This is a genomic window from Streptomyces sp. Z423-1, from assembly GCF_013009255.1.
Classification (GTDB): domain Bacteria; phylum Actinomycetota; class Actinomycetes; order Streptomycetales; family Streptomycetaceae; genus Streptomyces; species Streptomyces gossypiisoli.
Window position 1 is genome coordinate 4,142,990 of sequence record NZ_CP053109.1, and the last position, 24,692, is coordinate 4,167,681.

The 24,692-nt window shown below is 71.1% G+C and carries 26 protein-coding genes and 1 pseudogene; 9 read left to right on the forward strand and 18 right to left on the reverse strand.

Annotated elements, in window-relative coordinates; genetic code table 11:
• Nucleotides 1–43: 43 nt before the first annotated feature.
• Complete coding sequence (locus HJD23_RS18450; protein ID WP_141310988.1) at nt 44–385, reverse strand: YbaB/EbfC family nucleoid-associated protein; 342 nt, start codon at nt 383–385, stop codon at nt 44–46.
• Between the two features lie 311 nt (nt 386–696).
• Here HJD23_RS18450 and HJD23_RS18455 point away from each other — a divergent pair, with 311 nt between their 5' ends.
• A complete protein-coding gene (locus HJD23_RS18455) occupies nt 697–1,446 on the forward strand; it encodes an SLATT domain-containing protein (RefSeq protein WP_171109736.1) in 750 nt (249 codons plus the stop codon).
• A 127-nt stretch (nt 1,447–1,573) separates the two neighbouring features.
• Here the strand turns inward: HJD23_RS18455 and HJD23_RS18460 are convergent, their stop codons facing one another.
• From HJD23_RS18460 to HJD23_RS18475, 4 genes are all read right to left on the reverse strand, one after another.
• Complete coding sequence (locus tag HJD23_RS18460) at nt 1,574–3,103, reverse strand: substrate-binding domain-containing protein (protein ID WP_240980742.1); 1,530 nt, start codon at nt 3,101–3,103, stop codon at nt 1,574–1,576.
• A gap of 146 nt (nt 3,104–3,249) precedes the next feature.
• Nucleotides 3,250–5,178, reverse strand: a complete 1,929-nt coding sequence (locus HJD23_RS18465) for a serine/threonine-protein kinase (protein WP_171109737.1) — start codon at nt 5,176–5,178, stop codon at nt 3,250–3,252.
• Nucleotides 5,179–5,297: 119 nt separating this feature from the next.
• Nucleotides 5,298–5,762 carry a MarR family transcriptional regulator gene (locus HJD23_RS18470; RefSeq protein WP_171109738.1) on the reverse strand — a complete coding sequence of 155 codons (465 nt, stop codon included), beginning with the start codon at nt 5,760–5,762 and terminating at the stop codon, nt 5,298–5,300.
• Entirely contained in the window at nt 5,759–6,370 is a 612-nt protein-coding gene (locus HJD23_RS18475) for a type 1 glutamine amidotransferase family protein (protein ID WP_171109739.1), read from the reverse strand. Before HJD23_RS18475 ends, HJD23_RS18470 begins: the two co-directional genes overlap by 4 nt.
• Before the next feature lie 184 nt (nt 6,371–6,554).
• On the opposite strand from HJD23_RS18475, the gene HJD23_RS18480 reads away from it, so the two are divergent.
• From HJD23_RS18480 to HJD23_RS18490, 3 genes are all read left to right on the forward strand, one after another.
• The gene (locus HJD23_RS18480) at nt 6,555–7,910 is read left to right on the forward strand and encodes an aspartate aminotransferase family protein (RefSeq protein WP_171109740.1); all 1,356 of its coding nucleotides are present in this window, start codon (nt 6,555–6,557) and stop codon (nt 7,908–7,910) included.
• A 91-nt stretch (nt 7,911–8,001) separates the two neighbouring features.
• Nucleotides 8,002–8,712, forward strand: a complete 711-nt coding sequence (locus HJD23_RS18485; RefSeq protein WP_171109741.1) for a GntR family transcriptional regulator — start codon at nt 8,002–8,004, stop codon at nt 8,710–8,712.
• Between the two features lie 137 nt (nt 8,713–8,849).
• Nucleotides 8,850–9,500 carry a hypothetical protein gene (locus HJD23_RS18490; protein WP_171109742.1) on the forward strand — a complete coding sequence of 217 codons (651 nt, stop codon included), beginning with the start codon at nt 8,850–8,852 and terminating at the stop codon, nt 9,498–9,500.
• Between the two features lie 7 nt (nt 9,501–9,507).
• Here the strand turns inward: HJD23_RS18490 and HJD23_RS18495 are convergent, their stop codons facing one another.
• From HJD23_RS18495 to HJD23_RS18515, 5 genes are all read right to left on the reverse strand, one after another.
• Nucleotides 9,508–9,798 carry a DUF3303 family protein gene (locus HJD23_RS18495; protein ID WP_171109743.1) on the reverse strand — a complete coding sequence of 97 codons (291 nt, stop codon included), beginning with the start codon at nt 9,796–9,798 and terminating at the stop codon, nt 9,508–9,510.
• A 112-nt stretch (nt 9,799–9,910) separates the two neighbouring features.
• A complete protein-coding gene (locus tag HJD23_RS18500) occupies nt 9,911–10,315 on the reverse strand; it encodes a hypothetical protein (protein WP_171111606.1) in 405 nt (134 codons plus the stop codon).
• Nucleotides 10,316–10,320: 5 nt separating this feature from the next.
• Nucleotides 10,321–10,584 carry a hypothetical protein gene (locus tag HJD23_RS18505; RefSeq protein ID WP_232108223.1) on the reverse strand — a complete coding sequence of 88 codons (264 nt, stop codon included), beginning with the start codon at nt 10,582–10,584 and terminating at the stop codon, nt 10,321–10,323.
• Nucleotides 10,585–10,702: 118 nt separating this feature from the next.
• On the reverse strand, nt 10,703–11,308 hold the full coding sequence (locus HJD23_RS18510) for a hypothetical protein (protein WP_171109745.1): 606 nt from the start codon (nt 11,306–11,308) through the stop codon (nt 10,703–10,705).
• A 264-nt stretch (nt 11,309–11,572) separates the two neighbouring features.
• Entirely contained in the window at nt 11,573–12,856 is a 1,284-nt protein-coding gene (locus tag HJD23_RS18515; RefSeq protein ID WP_171109746.1) for an adenylosuccinate synthase, read from the reverse strand.
• Nucleotides 12,857–13,042: 186 nt separating this feature from the next.
• Here HJD23_RS18515 and HJD23_RS18520 point away from each other — a divergent pair, with 186 nt between their 5' ends.
• Nucleotides 13,043–13,891, forward strand: a complete 849-nt coding sequence (locus HJD23_RS18520) for a diacylglycerol kinase (protein ID WP_171109747.1) — start codon at nt 13,043–13,045, stop codon at nt 13,889–13,891.
• A 140-nt stretch (nt 13,892–14,031) separates the two neighbouring features.
• Here HJD23_RS18520 and HJD23_RS18525 read toward each other — a convergent pair whose 3' ends face one another.
• Both HJD23_RS18525 and HJD23_RS18530 read right to left on the reverse strand, forming a co-directional pair.
• Nucleotides 14,032–14,382: a peptidase inhibitor family I36 protein gene (locus tag HJD23_RS18525; protein ID WP_171109748.1), complete on the reverse strand. Its 351-nt coding sequence runs from the start codon at nt 14,380–14,382 to the stop codon at nt 14,032–14,034.
• 342 nt (nt 14,383–14,724) lie between these two features.
• Nucleotides 14,725–15,255 (reverse strand): MarR family transcriptional regulator, encoded by a 531-nt coding sequence (locus HJD23_RS18530; RefSeq protein WP_171109749.1) that lies wholly within the window; start codon nt 15,253–15,255, stop codon nt 14,725–14,727.
• A gap of 105 nt (nt 15,256–15,360) precedes the next feature.
• On the opposite strand from HJD23_RS18530, the gene HJD23_RS18535 reads away from it, so the two are divergent.
• Together HJD23_RS18535 and HJD23_RS18540 are read left to right on the forward strand one after the other, a co-directional pair.
• On the forward strand, nt 15,361–16,302 hold the full coding sequence (locus tag HJD23_RS18535) for an ABC transporter ATP-binding protein (protein ID WP_171109750.1): 942 nt from the start codon (nt 15,361–15,363) through the stop codon (nt 16,300–16,302).
• On the forward strand, nt 16,299–17,906 hold the full coding sequence (locus HJD23_RS18540; protein WP_171109751.1) for an ABC transporter permease: 1,608 nt from the start codon (nt 16,299–16,301) through the stop codon (nt 17,904–17,906). The genes HJD23_RS18535 and HJD23_RS18540 overlap by 4 nt, the downstream gene beginning before the upstream one ends.
• A gap of 9 nt (nt 17,907–17,915) precedes the next feature.
• Here the strand turns inward: HJD23_RS18540 and HJD23_RS18545 are convergent, their stop codons facing one another.
• From HJD23_RS18545 to HJD23_RS18560, 4 genes and pseudogenes are all read right to left on the reverse strand, one after another.
• Nucleotides 17,916–18,494: a Uma2 family endonuclease gene (locus HJD23_RS18545; RefSeq protein WP_232108233.1), complete on the reverse strand. Its 579-nt coding sequence runs from the start codon at nt 18,492–18,494 to the stop codon at nt 17,916–17,918.
• A 90-nt stretch (nt 18,495–18,584) separates the two neighbouring features.
• Nucleotides 18,585–19,790, reverse strand: coding sequence for a cytochrome P450 (locus tag HJD23_RS18550; RefSeq protein ID WP_171109752.1), 1,206 nt, complete (start codon nt 19,788–19,790; stop codon nt 18,585–18,587).
• 112 nt (nt 19,791–19,902) lie between these two features.
• Nucleotides 19,903–20,754: a helix-turn-helix transcriptional regulator gene (locus HJD23_RS18555; RefSeq protein WP_171109753.1), complete on the reverse strand. Its 852-nt coding sequence runs from the start codon at nt 20,752–20,754 to the stop codon at nt 19,903–19,905.
• A gap of 12 nt (nt 20,755–20,766) precedes the next feature.
• Nucleotides 20,767–21,518: pseudogene (locus tag HJD23_RS18560) on the reverse strand (DUF6879 family protein).
• 224 nt (nt 21,519–21,742) lie between these two features.
• On the opposite strand from HJD23_RS18560, the gene HJD23_RS18565 reads away from it, so the two are divergent.
• Nucleotides 21,743–22,228 (forward strand): hypothetical protein, encoded by a 486-nt coding sequence (locus HJD23_RS18565; protein WP_171109754.1) that lies wholly within the window; start codon nt 21,743–21,745, stop codon nt 22,226–22,228.
• Nucleotides 22,225–22,428 carry a hypothetical protein gene (locus tag HJD23_RS18570; protein ID WP_171109755.1) on the forward strand — a complete coding sequence of 68 codons (204 nt, stop codon included), beginning with the start codon at nt 22,225–22,227 and terminating at the stop codon, nt 22,426–22,428. The genes HJD23_RS18565 and HJD23_RS18570 overlap by 4 nt, the downstream gene beginning before the upstream one ends.
• Before the next feature lie 230 nt (nt 22,429–22,658).
• On the opposite strand, the gene HJD23_RS18575 is transcribed toward HJD23_RS18570, so the two are convergent.
• The gene (locus HJD23_RS18575; RefSeq protein WP_171109756.1) at nt 22,659–23,324 is read right to left on the reverse strand and encodes a response regulator transcription factor; all 666 of its coding nucleotides are present in this window, start codon (nt 23,322–23,324) and stop codon (nt 22,659–22,661) included.
• Entirely contained in the window at nt 23,321–24,670 is a 1,350-nt protein-coding gene (locus tag HJD23_RS18580) for a histidine kinase (protein ID WP_171109757.1), read from the reverse strand. Before HJD23_RS18580 ends, HJD23_RS18575 begins: the two co-directional genes overlap by 4 nt.
• Between the last annotated feature and the right edge of the window lie 22 nt (nt 24,671–24,692).

Below are 24,692 nucleotides of genomic sequence, written 5' to 3' on the forward strand. Positions count from 1 at the left end.
CTGGGTGTCGTTCAGTACGTACGGTAGTTTCCCGCGGCCCGACTTAGAAGGGCAGTCCCGGGATACCGCCGCCGCCCAGGCCCTGGGCCAGCGGGCCCAGCTTCTGCTGCTGAAGGGTCTGGGCGTTCTCGTTGGCCGCGTGCACCGCCGCCACGATCAGGTCGGCGAGCGTCTCGGTGTCCTCCGGGTCCACCGCCTTCGGGTCGATCCGCAGCGCGCGCAGCTCACCGGCGCCGGTGACCGTGGCCTGCACCAGGCCGCCGCCCGCCTGGCCGTCGACCTCGGTCTGCGCCAGTTCCTCCTGGGCCTTCGCCAGGTCCTGCTGCATCTTCTGGGCCTGCTGCAGCAGCTGCTGCATGTTGGGCTGGCCACCACCGGGGATCACGATCAGCTCCTCTTCCGGGGCTCATGAGGCACGGGCTTTTCCCGCTCAGCACGAGCCTACGTGCTCCACGCGGCCGTCGCCCCAGCACTCTTTCGAGTGAGAGAACCTCGTGTCCTATACCTGATCAAGGCCCCCTTCCGGGCGGAAAACAGGGGAAAGCAGGGCCTTCGCCACCCATTGGGCGGTAGGAAGGGTTCCGGCGCATCGGCGTCACCATCAGGCGGGACGTCGTGACGACGCGTGCGCTGTACGAGCTGTACGACACGACGTGTCACGCACCGTGATCAGCTGTGGTCGATAGGGAGTGCCGGGTGGGTCAGCCGGAGATGCAGCCCGAGGGTCCGCCTCAGGACGGGCGGGGCGACGGCGCGGCCGGGCTGCGGCCGGGCGATCTGGCCGGGCGGGAGTTTCCGCTCGGGGACTGGGCGGAGCCCGCGGTGCGGCTGGAGGAGCTGTACCGGTGGGTGGAGCGGGGGGCGCTGGAGACGGCGGCCTGGTATCTCGCCGACCGGGTGTGGAAGCGGCGGGGTGCTCGCGCGCTGCGGGGCGGGGCGGCGGCGGGGGCGGTGACCGGGGCCGCGCTGCCGTTCCTCGACCTGACCGGTGTGGTGGGCGGGGTGGCGCCCTGGGGGTATCTGGCGCTGTTGCTGGCCGTGTCCTGTGTAGCCGTGGACCGGTACTTCGGGGTGACGTCCGGGTGGATAAGGGACGTGGCGACCGCGCAGGCCGTGCAGCGGAGGTTGCAGGCGTTGCAGTTCGACTGGGCGTCGGAGAGCGTGCGGGAGGTGCTGGGGCCCACCGAGGGGACTGCCGGGGAGGCGGCTGAGCGGTGCCTCGGGGTGCTGCGCAGGTTCTCGGAGGATGTGACGGAGCTGGTGCGGACGGAGACGGCGGACTGGATGGTGGAGTTCCGGACCGGCTCCGCGCCGCTCGGGATCCAGTCGGCGGTGGCGTCCGGGGGGCGGCCGGAGGGTGCGGGCGGACAGGGGAGGTTTCCGTTGCCGCCGGGGGCGGGCGCTCGGCCCAATATGCCTCGTCAGCGGCCGCCCGAGCCAAGGTGACCATCGGCTGGACCGTATGGAGTGCGGGCCGGCCGGCCCCTGCGGCGGGCCGCGGAACGCTTCCAGGTCGCGCCGCCGACCGCCCAGCGGTGGGCCGACCGCCACCGGATCAACCCCCGCAACAGCGTCACTCGCACTGCACCGGCACCCGCAGGCACGGAAGATGGCCCTCGTCCCGGATCACCTTCTGGCTGGTGGACTCCTCGACGTAGGCGAGGAAGCTGGCGGCGAGGGAGCCGGGGCGGGGAGTGCCGTAGGTGTAGGCGTACTCGACCTCCTTGTACGGATAGCGGCTGCCGCCCAGCTCGATCTGCTCGTCGTCGGGCTGGTCACCGTTCAGGGGCACCCTGCGCAGGGCGTCACCCCGCGCCTCGGCGAGGGTGAGCTCGCTGTAGCCGATGGCGCCGGGCTGTTCCTCGACCTTGTCCAGCACGGCTTTCGTGCCAGGGAGTTCGCAGCGGGTGACGGTGTCACCGGGCCGCTCGGGCGGCGTGCAGTCCAGTGATGTGCTCGGCGCCCCCTCCCACGCGTTCAGCACCCGCTCCTGGAAGACCTGCCGGGTACCCGACTCATCACCCCGGCTGACCAGGACGATCGGCAGGTCGGCGAGCTCCTCCACCTCGGGGACGACCTGCCCCCAGCGCTGGTACCGGCCCGCGTAGATGTCCCGCACCTCCTGCAGGGACAGACCGTGCGAACCGAGGTCGATGTCCTTGTGCACGACGACGGTGAAGACGGACAGCGCGACCTTCTTCCCCTTCAGGTTCAGACGCTCCCCCAGCGGGCCGTCCGAGAAGGCGATCACCGACCGGGCGTCGTTCTTCGACTGTCCGCCGAGCGCCGCGAGTTCGGCGACGCCCTGCTCGCTGCCCCGCGCCTCGACCGAGATGTGGGCGCCCTCGCACTTGCTCTCGTACCGCTCGGCGAGTGTCTGGACGACCGGCTCGAAAGCGGTCGAGCCGATCACGGTCAGCTCGCCCCGCTCGCACTCGATCGGGTTGCCGTCACGCAGGACGATGATCCCGGCGAGGCCCAGGAGGGCGAGGATGAGCGCGCCGCTGAGCAGCCGGGCGGGGAGGCTGAACAGGCGCTGCTTCTCGTCCGGCGTGGGGGAGCTGTTCTGATGGACCTTGCCCTCGTGGAGGCCACCGATCAGCTTGACCTCCCCCTCCACCTGACCACCGGAGAGCAGCACGAGCAGCTTGAAGTGGTCGCCGGGTTCGAGCGGGACCCGCGGGATGGTCACCTTGTTGTCGTGGTGGTCGAACCCGTTCCGGCGGGTGAAGTGGCTGTTCAGATGGTCGATGCCGGACGGCTGGGTGACCGCGACGGCCTGGACCGTGCGCCCCGCGAACTCGGCGGTCAGGCCGTGCACCTCGGACGACGTGTAGTCGCCCTGGTCGATGCTGCGCCCTCCGTCGTTCTCGATCCGCAGCAGGACGAGCGAGGCGCGGGCCATGTTCGGTACGTCGAAGTCGCCGAGGCGGGGGTTGGACGACACCCCGTCACCTATGGGGGTGTCCATCTGTACGCGATAGCCGATCAGCTTGCGACGCGGCACCCAGCGGTCGTACAGGAACGTCGCGAGGGCCGCGGCGACACCGAGGACGGACGTGCCGACGGCGATGAGGTTCTCGTTGTTCAGCCACTCCCACACTGGTGGTCCCCCGCCACTCCCGGAGCTCAGATGAGTGGGGTCACCGTACGTCTGTCCGAACAGCCCGTCAGGGCCCTGCCCGCAAAGTTCGCTGTACGTTCAACTAACCTACAGGGGACGGGACTTCAGCTATGGCCCGGCACGTGTCACTGGCGCCGGTAGGTCAGTTTCTCCCCGGTGGTCCCGTTCACGCGCTGCAGGCTGCCGTCCGGCAGGAGGGTGATCTCGGTGGCCGCGCCCGGTGTGCAGGCGGTGGCCGGCTCGCCGACCGTCACCGTGGACGGGCCGACCCGCACCGGGCCGTCCGCGCCCGGCGCCGTCGCCAGCCCTGCCTGGAACACGCAGTGATAGCTGCCGCCGCCCTCCACGGGCCCGTCCGCGACCAGGGACAGGACCGTGTCGCCGACCTCGCCCTGCTGAAGGGTCAGCCGCCGGGTGTGCTGCCCGCTCGCGTTGTCGATCGTGGCCGTCCAGGTGCCGAGATAGCCGCTGGGTATCGCCCCGTCGGCGGGCGTGGCCGAGGCCGACGGCTCCGGGCTCGTGGTGGGGCCGTCGGGGGTGGTGGGGGCGTCGGGGCTGGTCGGGGCGGAGGAGCCGGCGGGCGCGGAGGCGGTCGGGCCGGCCTGCGGGCTCTCGGTGCCGTCCATCAGCGCGTACACCGTCCCACCGGCGGCGAGCGCGACGACCAGCGCCATGGCGAGGAGCGCGACGGTGGTGCGGCCGCTTCTGCGGGGCGGCTCCTCGGGAGGGAGGGCGGGGGGTGCGCCGTAGGGACGCGTGGGGCCGAGACCGCCGTAGGGGCCGGGGGTGTGCGAAGCGGCGGCATACGGCCCGCTGTGGTACGCGCCACCGGCCGGGGCACCGCCGTTGTGGGGTCCGTACATGGGGACGTACGGCGGTGGCGGCGCCGCGCTCTGCGCGGAGCCCTGGCCCTGGCCCTGGGCCTGCTGGGGATGGCCCTGCCCCTGCTGCACGGAGCCGTACGCCGGGTGCGGCGGGGCCGGTGGTGCGGCGCCCTGGGCCGCGGCCGCCGGGGGCATCCGGTCCAGGGGCTGCGCTCCGGGCTGCTGCCCCGCGGCCGCCGGTGCCGCCTCGTCGGCGGCGGACGCGTGCTCGGGCGAGGCGCCCCGGTCGGCGTCGGCGCCCCCGGCCCCCTCCGGATCCTCCCTCTCCAGCAACTGCACGGCGTGCCGCCCGAGTTGGGCCACCAGCCCGCCCGGCAGCCAGGGATCCCGGGACCGCCCGCCGGTGAGGGTGTCCTCGGCGCCCGTGCGCCGAAGGACGTCGTCCAGCGTGGGCCGGGCGGCCGGGTCCTTGCGCAGGCAGTGCCGTACGAGATCGGCGATGCCCTCGGGCACGCCGTCCAGGTCGGGTTCCTCCTGGGCGATGCGGAACATCAGGGCGTGCACCCCGCTGTCGGCGCCGCCGAAGGGCAGGTGGCCGGTGGCGGCGTAGGCGAGGACGGAGCCGAGGCAGAAGACGTCGCAGGCGGGGGTGATGCGGTCGCCGCGCACCTGCTCGGGCGCCATGAAGCCGGGCGAGCCGACGAGCGCGCCGGTCCGGGTGAGGCCCCCGTCGGTGACGGTCTCCATCGCCCGCGCGATCCCGAAGTCGATGACGCGGGGCCCGTCGATGGTGACGAGCACGTTGGACGGCTTGAGGTCCCGGTGCACGATCCCGGCGGCGTGGATGTCCTTCAGCGCGTGCGCGAGCCCGGCCGCCAGGATCCGTACCGAACGCTCGGGCAGCGCCCCGTGGTCCCGCCCGACGACCTGCTGCAGGCTCGGCCCGGCGACATACCCGGTGGCCACCCACGGCACGGCCGCCTCGGTGTCGGCGTCGAGCACGGGCGCGGTCCAGTGCCCGCCGACCTCCCGGGCGGCCCGCACCTCCTGCCGGAACCGCGCGCGGAACTCCTCCTGCGCGGCCAGTTCCTTGCGCACCAGCTTGACCGCGACGGTCCGCCCCCGGTCCGACCGCGCCAGATACACATGCCCCATCCCGCCGGCGCCGAGCCGCGCCAGCAGCCGGTAGGCACCGATCCGCGGTGGATCCCCAGGCCCCAGTCTGTCCACGGCGAACCCGCCTCCCCCCATCCGCCCCTGTGCGATGACCGAAGAATAATCCGGCGATACGGGGAGACGGCCCGGCCGCTTTCTACGGTTCCGTAACGGAAGCGAGGCATCCGCGGTCCCTACGGCTCCACCGCGGCCGTCGGCATCCCCACCTCGTCGAGCGCCCGCGACAGCCGCTCCAGCACCCGTACCGTCTCCTCGAACCCCTCCTCCCCCAGCGCCCGGGCCAGCCGGTCCGCGAAGTCCGCGTGCCCGGGGTCGATGCGGCGTACCGCCGCGAGACCGGCCTGAGTGGGGGCCAGGAGCTTGGCGCGGCGGTGGGCGGGGTTGGGGCGGTATTCGGCCAGGCCCCGTTCGACCAGCAGGTCGGCGATGCGCTGGACGCTCTGCCGGGTGATGCCCATGGCCCGGGCGATCCCGGCGACGGGCAGCGGCTCGGGCAGCACCGCGCCCAGGACCTGCCACCAGGCCGCGGTGAGCCCGGCCGGGCGGGCCAGCTCCTCCGCCACCGCGAGGAACTGGCCGTTCAGCCGGAAGACGCCGAGCGCGCCACGGCTGAGCAGATCCTGCCGCCGGCGGCTCACCGCGCACCCGCCTGTTCGAGGACGGCGTACGCCTCGGGGTCGGAGTCGTGGAACAGCCGGTACCAGGCGTCCAGCACCTCGCCCTCGTACACCCCGAGCAGCCGGAAGATCTCCCGCGCGAAGGCGACCGGCTCGGTCGGCCCGGCGCTGATCAGGCCGCCGTCGGTGACCGCGTCGGCGTCGACGTACCGTTCGCCGCCCCGGTAGCCGGTCGCGGCGAGGTAGAAGGAGACCGCGCTGGTGTGGTCCCGGTCGTCGAGCAGGCCCTCGCGGGCGAGCCCGGCGGTGGCCCCGCAGATCGCGGCGACGGGCACCCCGGCGGCCAGGAACTCGCGCGCCTTGCGGGCGAAGGGCGCGAGGTCGTCGCCGGTGTCCCAGAGGTCGGCGCCCGGGAGGATCAGCAGCGAGCTGCCCTCGGGCCGTACGTCGTCCAGGGCCAGGTCGGGCTGGACGCGCAGGCCGCCGATGCTGGTGACCGGGGCGGTGGAGGGGCCGACGGTGCGGATCTCGTACCCGGCGCGGGCGAGATACGCCGTCGCGTGGCCGGTCTCCCAGTCGGCGAGGGTGTCGTAGACGGCCAGATGGACGGACTTGCGGCTGCTGTTCATGACGTCTCCTGGGTCATGCGGCGAATGCCTATGACAGGATACTGTCACTTTCGACAGCATCCTGTCAATGCATCCTGTCGATGCCTGCCGGGGGGCGCCCGTCGACAACCTGTCGCGGAATGTGCGAGACCCCATACAGGACGCCGATATCGCGTCCGCATCCCGGACATTTACCCTCGGCGCCATGACCCCTCAGCCCCATCCCGCCGCCGGTGCAGCCGTGAAGGCCGCGGACCGTGCGCACGTGTTCCACTCCTGGTCCGCGCAGGAGCTCATCGACCCGCTCGCCGTCGCCGGTGCGGAAGGGTCGTACTTCTGGGACTACGACGGCAACCGCTACCTCGACTTCACCAGCGGCCTCGTCTACACGAACATCGGCTACCAGCACCCCAAGGTCGTCGCCGCGATCCAGGAACAGGCCGCAACCCTGTCCACCTTCGCGCCCGCCTTCGCCATCGAGGCCCGCTCCGAGGCCGCCCGGCTGATCGCCGAGCGCACCCCCGGCGACCTCGACAAGATCTTCTTCACCAACGGCGGCGCCGACGCCGTCGAGCACGCCGTGCGCATGGCGCGGCTGCACACCGGCCGCCCGAAGGTGCTGTCGGCGTACCGCTCGTACCACGGCGGCACCCAGCAGGCGGTGAACATCACCGGCGACCCGCGCCGCTGGGCCAGCGACAGCGGCACGGCCGGGGTCGTGCACTTCTGGGCGCCCTTCCGGTACCGCTCGCGCTTCTACGCCGAGACCGAGGAGCAGGAGTGCGCGCGGGCGCTGGAGCACCTGGAGACGACGATCGCCTTCGAGGGCCCGGGGACCATCGCCGCGATCATCCTGGAGACGATCCCCGGGACCGCGGGGATCATGGTGCCGCCGCCGGGATATCTGGCGGGTGTGCGCGAGCTCTGCGACAAGTACGGGATCGTCTTCGTCCTCGACGAGGTGATGGCGGGGTTCGGGAGGACCGGTGAGTGGTTCGCGGCGGACCTGTTCGACGTCGTGCCCGACCTGATGACCTTCGCGAAGGGCGTGAACTCGGGCTATGTGCCGCTCGGCGGGGTCGCCATCTCCGGCGAGATCGCGTCGACCTTCGGCAAGCGGCCGTACCCGGGCGGACTGACGTACTCCGGCCATCCTCTCGCCTGTGCCGCCGCCGTCGCGACGATCGACGTGATGGCCGAGGAGGGCGTCGTCGAGAACGCCGCACGGCTGGGCGCCGAGGTCGTGGAGCCCGCGCTGCGGGAGCTGGCCGAGCGGCACGCGTGCGTGGGCGAGGTGCGCGGCGTCGGCATGTTCTGGGCGCTGGACCTGGTGAAGAACAAGGAGACGCGCGAGCCGCTGGTGCCGTACAACGCGGCCGGTGCGGCGAACGCCCCGATGGCGGCGTTCGCGGCGGCGGCGAAGGCGGGCGGGGTGTGGCCGTTCGTGAACATGAACCGGACGCACATCGTGCCGCCGTGCAATGTGACCGAGGCCGAGCTGAAGGAAGGGCTGGCGGCGCTGGACGCGGCCCTGTCGGTGGCCGACGAGCACACCGAGTAATCACGGCCCGGCATCCGAGCGCGTAAGGTGGCGTGCTCGTGGACCCCCACCACGAGCACGCCATCCGCACGCGACGAGGAGACCCCCGACCATGCCCGGCACCAGCGGCAACGGCGCTGTGACCCGCAGCACCCTGCGGCAGCAGATCGCGGACGCGCTACGCGACGAGGTGCTGGCCGGGCGGCTGCAGCCGGGGCAGGAGTTCACGGTCAAGGAGATCGCCGACCAGTACGGCGTCTCGGCGACGCCGGTCCGTGAGGCGCTGGTCGACCTGTCCGCGCAGGGCCTGCTGGAGGCGCTCCAGCACCGGGGCTTCCGGGTCCGTGAGTACTCCTTCGCCGACTTCCGCGGGCTGGTCGAGGCGCGCAGCCTGGTCATCGACGGCATGTTCCACGCCCTCGACCGCGGCCGGGGCGGCCCGCCGCACGTCCAGGACCCCGACGACCCGTACACGGCCGCCGCGCTCGCGGGCGTGCGCCGGCGCGGCGAGGAGGCGCAGCGTGCCGCCTGCGCCGGGGACCTGACCGTGCTGATCGGCTACGACCTGCGCTTCTGGCGCGAGCTGAGCAGCCTGTTCGGCAACCCCTACCTGGTGGACTTCCTGCACCGGCTCCGTGTGCAGTCCTGGGTGTGCGCGGTGCAGCATCTGCGCCGGGTCACCGATCTGCGCGGTCAGCTGTGGGCCGGCCACACCGAACTGATCGACGCGCTGTCCCGGCGCGACACCGACGCCGCGCGCTCCATCGTCGCGGCGCACAACGCGCACGCGCTGGCTGTGATCGAGCGGCTGGCCACCGGCTGACGTGGGTATGGGACCTGCACACGGGGACTGCACATGGGGTCCTGCCCCGCACCACACGGATTACCCTTCTTTGACCATCGTGCTATGCGCTGCCCCCGTCATCACCCCGCGCCGCCTGCGTTGTGAGGAGCCCTCTTTTGGCCTGTGACCTGTGGCTGGTACCGCTCGTCGACGTGTTGTGCCACACGCCCGACAACCCGTTCGCCGAGGAACTCGCGCATTACAACAAGGTGCTCGCCGAGGCCGGGCTGCCGCCGGTGCCGGTGTACCAGTACATGCCGGGACTGTCCGGCGACGTCGCTCCGGTGGCCGGTTTCGACTACGACGCGCTGCACTTCCTGCGCCGCGCGTACCTGCTCCAGGTGTGCGGCCTGCCGGTCACCCCGGTCGACGAACTGGGCGGCGACTACGAGCAGCTCCTGGAGATGTTCGAGACGACGGCCCAGCAGTCGCACCTGGTCTGGCACTACGACCACGCGGGGGCGTACGTCCCCGTCGACTTCCCGCACCCGTTGTCGGACGACGAACTCCTCGCGGGCGGCGGCCCGCTGGGCTCCTCGCAGGCCCTGTTGCGCGAGCTGGAGTTCGTGGCCCCGTCGATCGGCATCGACCCGGCCAACCCCCCGGCGGCGCCTCAACCCCCTCTGGCCCCTACGGAGTTGGAGGAACCCGCCGTACCCGCCCCGTACGACCCGAGCCCGTTCGCCCGTGAACGGCACGTCTGGCTGGGGCTGCACGCGGCGGCGACGCGGAGCCTCGCGCAGGGCTCGATGATCGTGTTCAGCTGAGGCCCGCTCAGCGAAGCTGCGCGAGCCCCTTCAGCAGGTCGTCGGCGGTCATCACCGGGAAGACCTCGGCCCGGGCGTTGAACTGGGTGAAGAACGGCTCCAGTTTGCGCGGCAGTTCGGAGCTGTCCTGAAGGTCGAACACGATGAAGCAGGTACGGCGGCCCTCCGCCGGCCCGAAATACGCGGCCTCCGGCTTCAGCGGCTCGACGGCCTCCTTCAGAAACTCCGGCAGCTTGCCACTGCGGAGAGCCTCGTTCGCCTTGTCCGTGTCGAGCGTGGCCTTGAGCATGACGCGCATCGCGCTTCACCTTCTTCCGGCAGAGAGCGCGTACAGCCTCAGGATATGCCCGGTTTGCGGGGGTCTTCCTGGCGGAGAGGACGCGGGAGCCGACGCCCTCCCCGACCGGGGGTCACCGCTGGCGCGGCAACCTGATGGTGCGAACGAGGGGCATGTCGGCGTACTGCTCGGGCTCGACGGTCAGGACGTGCCGTCCGTCCGGCCAGTCCGGCGTCGGACGGGACAGGTGGACCGCCTGGCCCAGCCGCCACTCCACGCCATCACGCAGCAGCGCCCCCACGGTGGTCGCGCCCGCGAGGTCCAGCTCGACGATCTCGACGGCGGGCAGGGCGCCGACATGCTCGGCAAGCCCCTTGCGCATACCGTCGGCGGCGGCCAGACACAGCGCGGGAACGTACACGTGCCGGGTGGGCCCATGCTCGGTGTTCGACACGAACTGTGAGGCGAGCGAGTTCCCCGAGGCCAGCGCCAGCAGGGCGGACTCGTCGAAAATGACGCCGGTCGACCCGGCCCTCATCGCGCTCACAGGCTGTCCACGGGGCGACCGGCCTCCAGGTCCTGCCAGACCTTCTCCACACGGTCGTGATCCTCGTCGGTGAGCGTCACGCCGAAGTGCGTCTCGCAGTACGCCTTCGTCTCCTCGTACCGCTTGCGCAGTTCCTCCTGCGTGGGCGTGGCCCCCGCCAGCTCTGCGATCAGGTCGCGCATGGTCATCCCGCGCTCACGGGCGAGCACCATGAGGCGGTCACGGACAGCGGGGTCGACCTTGACGGTGGTGTCAGCCATGAGGGCAGTATACCTCCGGTATACCACCTCGGGCCGTTCAAGCAGTGCGGTCATTGCGTTCCTTTCTTACTTGGGTCCGCCCAACCGCGCGGACACGCGGTCGGGAGTCTTTCCAGGCCTACGCGACCGCGGCCGCCCCCACCGCCGGGTGTGCCGGGTGCTTGTGCCGGAGCCGGTTCTCGACGAGGGAGGCGGGTGCGTACACGCGCCTCGGCAGCCCCTCGGTCAGCGCCGCCCGCACCTGCGCACTGCTCACCCCCGCGTCCCACCACTCCACGACCAGCGGCGCGAGCCGCCACACCTGGGACGCGCCGAGCATGAGGCAGGGGTGCGTGATGCCGAGTGAGCCGAGCAGCCTCGCGGCGAGCAGGGTGCGCTGATGGCTCGACGCGGCGGACTCGCCGGAGGTCAGGTTCCGAACTTTTTCAGGTTCACCCGCGCGTGGCTCGTCTTCGTACGGAGTGTCGAACACCTCGTAGGCGGCGACGAGTTGCCCCGTCTCCCGGTCCCCGCGCAGAACCCTCCGCAGATACCGCGATTCCTCCAGCTCACGCAGGGCCCGAGCGATCCGCCCCAGGCCTTCCCCGCGCTGCTCGGCGAGCGCGCGGACGGTGACGCGAGTCGCGTCCGGGACGCTCAATAGGTACGCCAGTACGCCCACCGCGCACCAGGAGATGCTCCGGTCGGAGAAAAGAGTGTGAGAGAGGGCTGAAAAGGCGCGCATGGGCGCCGTACGATGAATGCGCATCTGGAGGTTTGGCTCCGGGTGTCGTGCCCCCGGGTGTTGCAGCACCGCGGGGGCGTTTCATTGATCTACTGGCGTGACTCTAAGGGCACACAGAGCGACGAGCGCAAGCCGGAACCGGGTTTTCCCAGGCGGAAGTTCGCTTGTTTCACTCGTGGGAGTGCAAAACGAACATCCCCAACTGCTCGTGCGGACGAGCAGTTGGGGATGCGTGGTGAGTGACCGGAGGTCAGAGGGACGGGGTCAGAGGAACGAGTTGATCTCGATCGTCTCGTCCCGGCCGGGACCGACACCGATCGCGGAGATCGGCGCGCCGGACATCTCCTCCAGCGCCTTGACGTAGCTCTGGGCGTTCTTCGGCAGGTCGGAGAAGGACTTCGCCTTGCTGATGTCCTCGCTCCAGCCCGGCAGCATCTCGTAGACCGGCTTCGCGTGGTGGAAGTCCGTCTGGGAGTACGGCAGTTCCTCGACGCGCTCGCCGTCGATCTCGTACGCCACGCAGACCGGGATCTGCTCCCAGCCGGTGAGGACGTCGAGCTTGGTGAGGAAGAAGTCCGTCAGGCCGTTCACGCGGGTCGCGTAGCGGGCGATCACCGCGTCGAACCAGCCGCAGCGGCGGTCACGGCCGGTGGTCACACCCCGCTCGCCGCCGATCCGGCGCAGCGCCTCGCCGTCCTCGTCGAAGAGCTCCGTCGGGAAGGGGCCCGCGCCGACGCGGGTCGTGTAGGCCTTGAGGATGCCGATCACGCGGCTGATCTTCGTGGGGCCGACACCGGCGCCCGTGCAGGCGCCACCGGCGGTGGGGTTGCTCGACGTCACGAACGGGTACGTGCCATGGTCGATGTCCAGCAGCGTGCCCTGGCCGCCCTCGAAGAGCACCACCTTGTCGTCGTCCAGCGCCTGGTTCAGGACCAGCACCGTGTCCGCGACGTACGGGCGGATCTGGTCGGCGTAACCCAGCAGCTCCTCGACGACCTGCTCGACCGCGATCGCGCGGCGGTTGTAGAGCTTGGTGAGGATCTGGTTCTTGACGTCGAGCGCCGCCTCGACCTTCTGGGTCAGGATCGACTCGTCGTACAGGTCCTGGACGCGGATCCCGACGCGGTTGATCTTGTCGGCGTACGTCGGACCGATGCCGCGGCCCGTCGTGCCGATCTTGCGCTTTCCGAGGAAGCGCTCCGTCACCTTGTCCACCGTCACGTTGTACGGCGTGATGATGTGCGCGTTGCCGCTGATCAGGAGCTTGGACGTGTCGACGCCACGCTCGTTCAGCCCGCTCAGCTCGGAGAGCAGGACAGACGGGTCGACGACGACGCCGTTGCCGATGACCGGCGTGCAGCCGGGGGACAGGATTCCGGAAGGGAGCAGATGCAGCGCGTACTTCTGGTCGCCGACGACGACCGTGTGGCCGGCGTTGTTGCCGCCCTGGTAGCGCACTACATAGTCGACCGACCCGCCTAGCAGGTCCGTCGCCTTTCCCTTGCCTTCGTCACCCCACTGAGCACCGAGCAGCACAAGTGCGGGCACGCGCGTACACCCCTTCCGGGCGGGGCATGTCCAAGGTCAAGGGCGTACGCGGTGGGTCGTGCCGCCGCGTGCCCCGCGGCCGTCGTTGGCCGCGACCGTCGGACCGGGTGCCCCGGAATAGACGAAGCCCCTGGCGCAATAGCGCAAGGGGCTCTTGCACAAAGATGCTACCCGAGGAAGCGAGGCATGACCGAGGTGGCGACTTCCGCGATGTCCGATCAGCTGCTGGTGATCATCGATCCGGTCGCTCGGAGGACGGACGGGGAGTCCGTCCGCATCGCGAAAGACGTGCTCAGCGCGGGTGCGGCCACCAAGGTGTGCCTGCCGGACGGACCGGAGGAGTTCGCCCGGGCGCTTCGGCGCAGGGGGTCGCGGCGGCCGGTGCTGATCGGCGACGACCGCGCCCTGGTGCGGGCGGTGTCCCTGCTGCACCGGCAGCGGGAGCTGGCCGGAAGTGTGCTGTCGGTCGTCCCCGTGGGGTCCGCCGTCGGGCTCACGGCGGCACTGGGTGTGCCGACGAGCGCGGTGTCGGCGGCGCGGGCCGTGCTGGAGGGTGTCGAGCGGCGGCTGGATCTGCTCGTCGACGACAGCGACGGCGTGGTGCTGGGGGCGCTGCGGATCCCGCCGGTGCCGCTGAGCGAGGAGGGCGCGGCGCCGGGGCGGACGCCCTGGCTGCGGACCTGCCAGTCCCTCGTACGCACCCTGGTGGCGGCCCGTCCGGCGCGGGCGCCGTCGGTGCCCGCGCCCGGGCCCGCGCGGCTGCGGGTCGAGGTCGACGGGTCGACGCTGGTGGATCTGGACCAGCCGGTCGAGGCCGTGTCCCTCGCCCCGGGCGGCTCCGGCGCGGCGGAGATCGAGGTGCGCCCGCTGTCGGTGGGCGCGGAGGCCACGCCGGTACGGGCGGAGGGGCGCACGGTGACCGTGTCGGGAGCGGACTTCCGGTACCGGTCGGACGCGGGGGTGAGCGGGCCGGTGCGGACACGGACGTGGCGGGTGCGGGAGGGGGCGTGGGGGTTGACGTTGCCGGGTGGGTGAGGGGCCGGGCCGAGTGGAGGGCAGCGCCGGGTGAGGGGCCGGGTGAGGGGCCTCGCTCCGCGGGCGGGGTGGCGGTGTCGGTCACGGAGCGAGGCCCGGTCAGGGGGCCTGCCGGATCACCGGATCACCGGATGACGGGATCAGCAGGAGCCCTGGTGCAGCGAGCGGGCCGCGAAGGGCAGCTGGCGCACGGTCCCCCAGGCGGGCACCTCGAACGCCAGGCCGCCGTAGCCCGGCAGCTCGTAGACGCACCACGGCTCGGGGGTCTGGTTCTGCGCGGTGTGGAAGGACGGGTCGGCGGAGGGCTCATCCTGGAAATACAGCCTCATCCGGCCGTACCCGTCGGGCCCCTCGAACGTGCAGAAGGCGATGACTCGGGGACAGTTCACGGGCTCGTCCGCCTGCGCCGCACCCGCCGGCAGCAGCGCCACCCCGGCCGCCGCGGCGCTGACCGCCAGCATCGTCACGGCCTTGCGCATGATCCGCTTCACGTTGGACCTCTCCTCACTCTTTGTCGCCGGAACGACACTCCGGGTGATCGTGAATTCAGCGTGGCGGGGCGCAGGCGGTGACGGCCATGGGGTACGGCCAGGTACACCCCTACGACTGAGCGCGCGACCTCCGCGATACGACCGCCGCGCACCCGGCACCCCTCACGCACGGCTCGCGAGCCGCGTCGGGGGCGGGAGGCGATCCGCGGGGTGCGGAATGTGAGCTGCGGGGCACGGATGTCAACTCCGGGACGCGGGCGTCAGCCCCGGGGTGCGGGCGCCATCCCCCGGACGCGGGCGTCAGCCCCGGGGCGCGGGGTGTCAGCCCCGGGGCGCGGGGTGTCAGCTGCGGCCGAACACCTGCTCCCGATGCGCGCGCCAGCGTTCCATCAGGGACGCCAGCTCCCCCTCCAGGTACTCGAAGAAGGCGAGCGTCTCGGCGAGGCGGCGGCCGGCCGGGGTGTCGGCGCCCAGGCTGTCGACGCCGTCGCGCAGGGCGTCCTCCCAGCGCTTGAGCACGGCCTCGCGGTTGGTGAGCGCCTCGTACCACTGGTCGCCGTGCACCCGGTACCGTTCCCGGCGCGAACCGGGCTCCCGCTCGCGCGAGACCATGTGGACCTGGGCCAGATAGCGCACCGCGCCGGAGACCGCGGCGGGCGAGATCTGCAGCTGTTCGCCCAGTTCCGCGGAGGTCAGGGCACCGGCGTCGGAGGCGAGCAGGGCGGCGAAGACACGGGAGGGCATTCTCGGCATACCGGCCTCGACGAGCTGCGCCGCGAAGTGCTCGACGAAACGGGAGATGGCCTCCGGATTCCGCCCGTCCGCCCCGTTCCCGCCCGTCTGCGCGCCCGCACTCTCGCTCCGCTCGGTCATCCCCGCATCATCTCCCCTGCTCAGCGCCCGCTCTCCGAGTGTACCGAGGATTTATACGCTTCCTTAACTTCACAAGTTTGTGAAGCACGCGTACGTTTCTGAACCATGACCAAGGCAATCACCGTCTCCGGCCTGCACAAGTCCTTCGGCCGGACCCATGCGCTCGACGGCCTCGACCTGGACGTCGAGTCCGGTGAGGTACACGGCTTCCTCGGCCCGAACGGCGCCGGCAAGTCCACCACCATCCGCGTCCTGCTCGGCCTGCTGCGCGCCGACTCCGGTGCCGCGCAGGTGCTCGGCCGCGACCCCTGGGCGGACGCGGTCGAACTCCATCGCCGGATCGCGTACGTCCCCGGCGACGTGACCCTGTGGCGCAACCTCTCCGGCGGGGAGGTGATCGACCTGTACGGCCGTCTGCGCGGCGGCCTCGACAAGCGGCGCCGCGCCGAACTGATCGAGCGGTTCGAGCTGGACCCGACCAAGAAGGGCCGCACGTACTCCAAGGGCAACCGGCAGAAGGTCGCCCTCGTCGCCGCCTTCGCCTCGGACGTCGACCTGCTGATCCTGGACGAGCCGACCTCGGGCCTCGACCCGCTGATGGAGGAGGTCTTCCAGCGCTGCGTCGCCGAGGAGCGTGAGCGCGGCCGGACGATCCTGCTCTCCTCGCACATCCTGAGCGAGGTGGAGGAGCTGTGCGACCGGGTCAGCATCATCCGCAAGGGCCGGACCGTGGAGACCGGTTCGCTCGCCGACCTGCGCCATCTGACCCGCACCAGCGTGACCGCCGAGCTGGCCGGTCCGCCCAACGGACTGTCCCGCCTGCCCGGCGTGCACGACCTCGACGTACAGGGGCGCAGGGTCCGCCTCCAGGTCGACACCGACAAGCTGAACGACGTACTGAAGTCCCTCAGCGACTCCGGCGTACGGTCCCTGACCTCGACGCCGCCCACCCTGGAGGAGCTGTTCATGCGGCACTACCAGGACGAAACCGGCGAGACCGGCGAGACCGGGGAGACCGGCGAGATCAGTGAGGTGGCCGCGCGATGACCGCCGCGACCTTTGCGGTACGGGGCACCGGGTCCCGTCAACTGGCCGGTACCGGCACGCTGTTGCGCTTCGCGCTGCGCCGCGACCGGGCCATGATCCCGATCTGGATCGGCGTGAACGCCCTGATGGTGCTGTCCCTGCCGAACACCCTCAAGGGCCTGTACGAGACCGCCGCCCAACGCGCCGATCTGCTCCGCCAGATGGAGACCAACGCCTCCCTGCGCGCCATGACCGGCCCGGTCTTCGGCGACTCCCTCGGCGCGCTGACCGCGTGGCGCGCCGGCGTGTACGCCGGTGTGCTCGCCGCGGTGATGAGCCTGCTCATCGTCGTACGGCACACCCGTGACGAGGAGGAGAGCGGCCGGCAGGAGATGATCTCGGCCGGGATGGTGGGCCGCCGGGCCCCGCTGACGGCGGCGCTGCTGACGGCGGCGGTCGCCAACGCGGTGCTGGCGCTGCTGATCGCCGCGGGCCTGGCCGGTCAGGGCGCCGAGGGGGCGCTGGCCTTCGGGCTCGGGATCGCGGGCGTCGGCATGGTCTTCGCGACGATGGCGGCGATCGTCGCCCAGTTCACGGAGAGCGCGCGGCTCGCCCGCGGGCTGACGGCCGGGCTGCTCGGCGCGGCGTTCGTGCTGCGCGCGGCGGGCGACTCGGCGACGGACGACGGTTCGTCGGTGCTGACCTGGGTGTCGCCGATCGGCTGGCTGGAGAACCTGCGGGCGTTCGCGGACGAACGGTGGTGGGTGCTGCTGCTGTTCGTCGGGGCGGCGGCGGTGCAGGGGGCGGTGGCGTACGAGCTCACCGGGCGGCGGGACGTCGGCATGAGCTTCCTGCCCAGCCGACCGGGCCCGGCCGAGGGACGGCTGGGCACGGCCGGGGCCCTGGCCTGGCGGTTGCAGCGGGGCAGCGTGCTCGGCTGGAGCATCGGCTTCCTCCTCGCCGGGGTGGTGTACGGCGGGCTGGCCGAGGGCGCGGCCGATCTGGTCGGCGACAACGACAACGCCCGGGAGATCTTCCAGCGGATGGGCGGCCAGTCGGGCCTGACGGACGCGTTCCTCGCGGCGATGGTCGGGATGCTCGGTCTCGTCGCCGCCCTCTACGTCGTGGCGTCGGTACTGCGGCTGCACGGCGAGGAGACGTCGGGGCGGGCGGAGCCGGTACTGGCGAACGCGGTGGGGCGGCTGCGCTGGGCGGCGGGCCACTTGTTCGTCGCCTTCGGCGGCTCGGTGCTGCTCATGCTGCTGGCGGGGCTGGGCCTCGCGCTCGGCCACGGCAAGTCGGCGGGCCCGATCCTGGCCGCCTGCCTGGTGCAGCTCCCGGCGATCTGGGTGATCGGCGGGGTGGCGGTACTGCTGCACGGGGTGTCGCCGCGTCTGGCGACGGCGGCGTGGGGAGTCGCCGGGGCGGTCCTGCTGATCGGGTGGATCGGCCCGGCGCTGGATGCCCCGCAGGCGGTGCTGGATGTGTCACCGTTCGGGCATCTGCCGAAGCTGCCGGGTGGGGAGATGGCGTGGGGGGCGGTGTCCGTGCTGACCGGCGTTGCGGTGGTGCTGGTGGGGGCGGGACTGGCGGGGTTGCGTCGGCGGGACGTGATCAGCGGCTGACGGTGGGGTTCAGTCGACGTACTGCTTGAGCCTCTCGGTGTCGAGTTCGATGCCGAGGGGCTCGGGGAGCGCGAGTTTGGCGCCGAAGGATTCCTTGCGGGTCGTGCGGTAACCGATCTCCGGGTGCGGTTCTCTGTGAAGGGTGACAGTGCGTTTGTCGCGGTCGATCAGCAGATAGGCGGGGATGCCCGCCGCGGCGTAGGCCGAGGGCTTTGCCACACGATCGCGGTGGTGCGTGTCCGAGTCGTGCGACGTCACTTCGACGGTCATCAGCACACCGTCCGGCTCCGCCCAGTCGCCCTGGCCGGCGAAGTGCCCGATCGGCGCGAGTACGCCGTCGGGCACGGCCCGCCCCGTGCGCTGCCGCCCCACCTTCAAACCGGCGCACGGGTAGAGGCCCAGCTCCGGCCGGGCCGACATCCACTTGTGGATCAGCCATGTCACGACCGTCCCGTGGTTGCCGTTCGTCGCCTTCCTGACCCCGATCCGGCCCTCGACGAACTCGAACCTGACCGTCTCGATCTCACGCTCGGCGAATGCCGCGATCTCCTCGAACTCCTCCACCAGCATGTGGCACGACCCGCCCATCACCGCGATCTCCCTTCACAGGCCGCACCAGCTTGCCGATCCGCCGATGATCCGGGGCCGGATCTCCCCGTTGCTCAGCCGAATGAGTGATCACCCCACCTCCACGCTCAGCCCCTCCAATCCCCGGATCACAAAGTTCGGCTTCCGCTCCGGCTCCGATGACAGGGTGAGCGTCGGGGCCTTCTCCAGCAGTGCCCGCATCGACGCGGCCAGTTCGATACGGGCCAGCGGGGCGCCGATGCAGTAGTGGATGCCGGCGCTGAAGGAGATGTGGGGGTTGTCCTGGCGGGTGAGATCGAGGCGGCCGGGGTCGGTGAAGACCGCCGGGTCATGGTTGGCGGAACCGAACAGCATCGCGATCTCCGCACCCCTCGGGATCACCGTGCCGTCGATTTCGATCTCGTCCAGCACCCAGCGTTCGAAGAGCTGGAGCGGGGTGTCGTAGCGCATCAGCTCCTCGACGGCGGAGGGGACGAGGGAGTGGTCGGCGCGGAGGGCCGCCAGCTGGTCGGGGTTGCGGAACAGCGCCCACCAGCCGTTGACGGTGGCGTTCACCGTGGCCTCGTGGCCCGCGTTCAGCAGCAGCACGGCCGTCGAGATCATCTCCTGCTCGGTCAGCCGGTCGCCCTCGTCGTGCGCGGCGATCAGACCGGAGATGAGGTCGTCGCCGGGCTCTTTCCGGCGCTCCGCGATCAACTCCGTCAAATACTCGGAGAATTCGACCGACGCCCGCACCGCCTTCGCGGCCGTCTCCTCGGAGGGGTTCAGCTCGTACATTCCGCAGATGTCCGCCGACCAGGGCCGCAGCGGGGCGCGGTCCGACTCGGGGATGCCGAGCATCTCGGCGATCACCGCGACCGGGAGGGGTTCGGCCACGTCGGTCAGCAGATCCCCGCCGCCCGCCTCGACCAGCGCCGAGACGAGATCGCCGGCGAGCCCGTCCACGTACGGCTTCAGCCGCTCCACGGTGCGCGGTGTGAACGCCTTCGACACCAGGCGCCGGATCCGGGTGTGGTCCGGCGGCTCCAGGTCGAGCATCCCGTGGTCGTTCAGCGTGTGGAACGGCTCGTGCTCCGGCGGGGGCGGGGTCCGATGAAACTCCTCGTGCGTGAACCGGTGCTGATAGGTCCGGCCGAGACGCCGGTCGCGCAGCAGCGCCGAGACGTCCGCGTGGTGCGGGACGAGCCACTGGTCGGTGGGTTCGTAACGGATCACGCGCCCCTGGGCACGCAGCTCGGCGTAGGCGGGGTACGGGTCGGCGAGGAACGCGGGGTCCCAGGGGTCGAAGACTGCCATGAGCGGACGCTAACCCGGAGGGTCGGTCGCTGAACAGGGGGGTTGTCGCGGCTGGCGGTAGATGCGGCACCCGCGCGGGCAGACGGATGGGCTACGGCCCCGAATGCCGGGGTCAGCGTATGTTCAGCGCCCGCCGGGCCCGGTTGATCACGTTCTGCGCGTCGGCGCCGTACACCGCGGACTCGCGGAGCGTGCGCCAGACCCGCAGGTACAAGGCCACCGTCTCGGCGTCGTCGAGCCACAGCTCTGCGTGCCAGTCCTCAGTGATGACGAGTCGCTCGTCCAGGACCCAGAATCCATTTGCGGCCGGGATACGTAGCGACGCGCCCAGAGGGACGACACCCAGCTCTACGGTGTCCATCCCGATCTGTCCCGCAAGCCGGTCGAGCTGGGCGACGAGCACCGACGGCGGGCACACGAGAGTACGCAGCGCCGCCTCCCACACCAGAGCATGGAACCGGCGGCCGCCTTGGTAAAGCCACTTCTGCCGCTCCATCCTGGAGAGAACCGCGGCGTCCGTGTCCCGCAGGGTGCCTTGCAGGTCGGCGTACCGCAGGAAGACGTGCCGCGCGTAGTCCGCAGTCTGGAGCATGCCGGGGATGACGGCTTCCTCCCAGGCGTGGATGACGCGGGCCTGGTCCACGGCCACGTTCCAGCTGTCCTGCACGGGCCGGTGGCCGGCGGCGAGCTGGCGGCGCCAGGACCGGATGTGGGACTCGAAGCCGCGTAGCCTCGCGTTCAGTTCCTCGAAGGTGTCGGGCTGGCCGACAGCATCAGCCCACGCCCGCAAGTCTTCCGCCGTAGCGGTCTGCCGGCCGCCCTCCAGCTTGTACACCTTCGAGTGCGGCCAGCCGAGCCGCTGTGCGAGCTGCGTACCGGTGAGCCTGCCATCAGGGGCGGAGAAGCGCAGCTCTCTCAGGCGTGCGCCGAGTGCCTCCCGCGCCTGCTGGTAGTCCGTGCTCACCGGTACCGCTCACTACCCCTTCGCGCCGAGCTGCGCCGCGAACTCGTCATACGGTACGGACGCGTGCACCGCCGCATCCCGGACCTGGCAGTACCGGAGCACCTCTGCGGGCTCGGTGACGATCTCCACGTCGTGGAATGCGTCCTGGTCGTCAAAGCGGAGGATGGCCAACAAGCGGCTGTCGAAGAGCCAGAAATCCTCTGTGGGCAGGTGCGCCCGCTCGGCGCCCTCCCGCCACAGGTTCCGCACGTCCTCCCCAGTGGCCGCGTTGCACCGCGCGTAGGACAGCAGGAACGACTGCCCCTCGGTCGGCGGGTTGTCGACGACGCGGACCCGGCCAACGTACTTCCTGCGGCTGTCTGCCGACTGATGGTCTGACACCAGTCGCTGTCGAGGTCCAGCGGCGCCTCGCCGGTCTCCAGAAACTCAGCGAAGGCCGGGTCCTCGCGGTCGGAGGCGTAGCCGCGCCGGGTCTCCAGGTGCCAGGCCGAGTGCTCGAACGTCTCGAACAGTCGGCCGAACTCCTCCAGGCCGATCAGCTTGGACACGCGCTTCATCTCCTTCGGGCCATGGTTGACGAGCAGCTCGCGCGGCACGACCACAGCAACATCGCCCGGGCCGAAATGCTGGAGCTGCGCGATGTCGTCCGGGTCGGTGAGCGGCCGCCCCTGGACGACGACTTCGCCGCTGTCGAGGTCTTCGTGGACGGCCGGGCAGCCGCCGTTCTTGCTGTCTGTGCCGTTGAAACGCAGGCGTCGTGCCATGGTTCCTCCCCTGCCGGTGGCCGGTGTCGCCTTCAGCATTACCGCGTGCGGTGTGCCGTACTACAGCGCGCACGCCCCTTCGCGAGACCAGGCGAGAACATTCAGCCAGCCTGCGAGAACATTCGAGAACATCACATAGCGCCTGTCAACGGGCCCTTCCTACTGTCCTGTTCATGGACGCAGTCACAAACGTCAACCGCCCTCCAGCGAGAGGACCGCGCGGCATGAACACGAAGCCGACCACGACGCGTGCGGCCACGCTCGCGGCGTTGTACAAGGCCGGGGACGCGTGGCTCGCCGACTGTTCCGCGCACCCGGACCTCGCACACCACGCCTGGGACGCGGAAGAACTCGCACCCTTAACCTCCGGCGAGCACTGGCTCGTCGCCGAGTCCCGCCTGGTCACCGGCATGGCCGCCGCCGTACGCATCCACGAGGAACTGCGGGGGCCCGTGCTCGCCGACCCGGACCTCGACAAGTTGTGGTGGCTCGTGCGGCTCGATGCCGCCGAGGAGCTGGCTGACGTGCGGCAGGTCAGCGTGAAGCCTGCTGGCTGGACGCTGAACTGCCCGCCGACCGGTCGGCAGGTGGCGGGCCGGTGGTGGCTCTGGCGTCCCGACGGAACGGGGCGTCTCACCGGACCCGCCGTACTTGCCGCGGCGTTCGGGGCCTGGCGCCAGCACCGGCGCCCCTCGGAGTCACTCGGATGAGGTCGACCACCATGGACGACGCGCCCAGGCTCGGCCTCCCGCTGGAGTGGCCGGAGCCCCAGGCGGACTGCGGAGTGTGCCAGGCGCTGGCGCGCCAACGTGCCGAGGCAGCGGCCCGGAACGACCAGTCCCGCGTATCGGACTGCAACGTGGAGATCCGCAACCACCATGCCGACCGTCAGCGCCCGAGGCGGCAGTGAGCAGGGCGGGTGGGAGTAAACAGGCTGTGGGGAGGAGTACCGCGCCACGACCTCCTTAGTCCTCGCCGCCAGCGGGCTACCGCCGGCGGCAGGGCGGCGGGCGTGGTGCGCACGGACACCGGTCATCCCACCCTCCCGAGGAGCCGAATGCCTCACGCGCCCATGACACCCGCCGAATACTGGGACAGGTGTGGTGCGAACTCGCCGCAGCGTGAGGACAGCGCCGTCGTTCAGCCCGGTGTCACCAAGCGGGCCTCGTATGCGAATACCGCCGCCTGTGTGCGGTCCCTGAGCCCCAGTTTCACCAGGATTCGGCTGACGTGGGTCTTGATCGTGGACTCGGCCACCACCAGCCGTGCCGCGATCTCCGAGTTCGACAAGCCCTGCGCGATCAGGACCAGTACCTCCGTCTCGCGTTCGGTGAGGTCGCCGTAGGCTGCCTGGGCGGTGGCGGGTATGCCCGGTGCCTCCGACAGCTTCGAGAACTCCGTGATCAGGCGCTTGGTGACGGACGGGGCCAGCAGGGCCTCGCCGGAGGCCACCACCCGGACCCCGTCGGCGAGCTGCCGTGCCGAGGCGTCCTTGAGGAGGAAGCCGGAGGCTCCCGCACGCAGTGCCTGGTACACGTACTCGTCGAGGTCGAAGGTGGTCAGCACCAGCACCTTTGCCGTGCCGTCGGCGGCGATGATCTCCCGGGTCGCCTCGATGCCGTTGAGCTCGGGCATCCGGATGTCCATCAAGACGACGTCCGGCATCAGTTCGCGGACCTTGTCGACCGCCTCCCGGCCGTTGACCGCCTCGCCGACCACCTCGATGTCCGGCATCGCGTTCAGCAGGACCGAGAAGCCCTCGCGGACCATCATCTGGTCGTCCGCGATCAGGACGCGGATGGTCATGCCTCACCTTCGCTCACCGTGGCGACCGGCAGGAACACCGCCACCTCGTAGCCACCCTCGTCCGTGGGGCCCGCCGTCATCTCGCCGTTCAGCATGGAGACGCGTTCGCGCATGCCGGTGATGCCGTGCCCGGCGCCGGGCGAGGGCTTCACCAGGGCCGGGTGCGGCGGCGGGCCGTTGACTATGCGCAGGCCCAGGCCGCCGAGGACATAGCCGATCTCGACGCGGGCGGTCGCGCCGGGTGCGTGCCGCAGGGTGTTGCTCAGCGCTTCCTGGACTATGCGGTAGGCCGACAGCTCCACGCCCTGCGGGAGTTCGCGCACCGCTCCGGTCACCGTCTTGTCGACGGTCAGGCCGGCGTCGCGCACATTGGCGAGCAACGCGTCCAGGTCGGCGAGCGTGGGCTGCGGGGCCTCGGGTGCCTCGTAGTCCTCGGCGCGTACGACGCCCAGGACGCGGCGGAGCTCGGTGAGGGCCGCGACCGCGTTCTCCCGGATGGTGGCGAAAGCGCGCTCCAGCTCCGGCGGCGGGTTCTCCACCCGGTAGGGCGCGGCCTCCGCCTGGATGGCGACCACCGACATGTGGTGGGCGACGACGTCGTGCAGCTCGCGGGCGATCGTCGTGCGCTCCTCCAGCAGCGTGCGCCGTGAACGCTCATGCTCGGTGACCGTCTGCTGGGCGGTCACCTCCTGCCTGGCCTCCCGGCGTATGTGCAGCACGGCGACGAACAGCAGGATGATCGCCGACAGGATCAGCATCGGGCCGGTGTTGGTGTCGTAGTAGCCCGCGCCGAGGAAGGTGTCCGCGAGGAGCCCATAGGCCAGGGTCAGCACCCACATCCACGCGGCCGTACGAGGCCGGGTGCGCACGGCGACGACCGTCAGCACCGTCAGGTGCGTCACGAAGCTGCCGGGGGGCCACGGCCACGGCTCGTACCACCCGCTGTAGAACATGCCGGAGAGCGGGGCGGCGGCCAGGGAGACCCAGAAGGCGCCGACCGGGCGGACGAGGGTCAGCAGGACCGGGGCCAGTGCGAGCACACCGACGAACAGGTTGAGGGCCTCGCCGCGGCTCGACTCGATTCCGACGAGCATCGCCAGCAGGCCCGCCGACACCACCACCGCGTGCGGGGTCCACGCCGCGTACTGCCGCAACCGGCCCTTCAGCCGGCGCGTTATGGGGCCGTCGACGCTCATGCGGGGCAATGGGCGGTAGGCGAAGGCGTCGTGGAACAGGTCCTGGCGCAGGCCCCGCAGGGCGTCCAGGGCCAGCCGGAACTCGGGGCTGCGCGCCGCGGCACCGCCCGGCGGTGTCGTAGGCCTCTGCGTCTGGGTCGTCTCGGTCACGTTCAAAACCGTACGGCCGGAT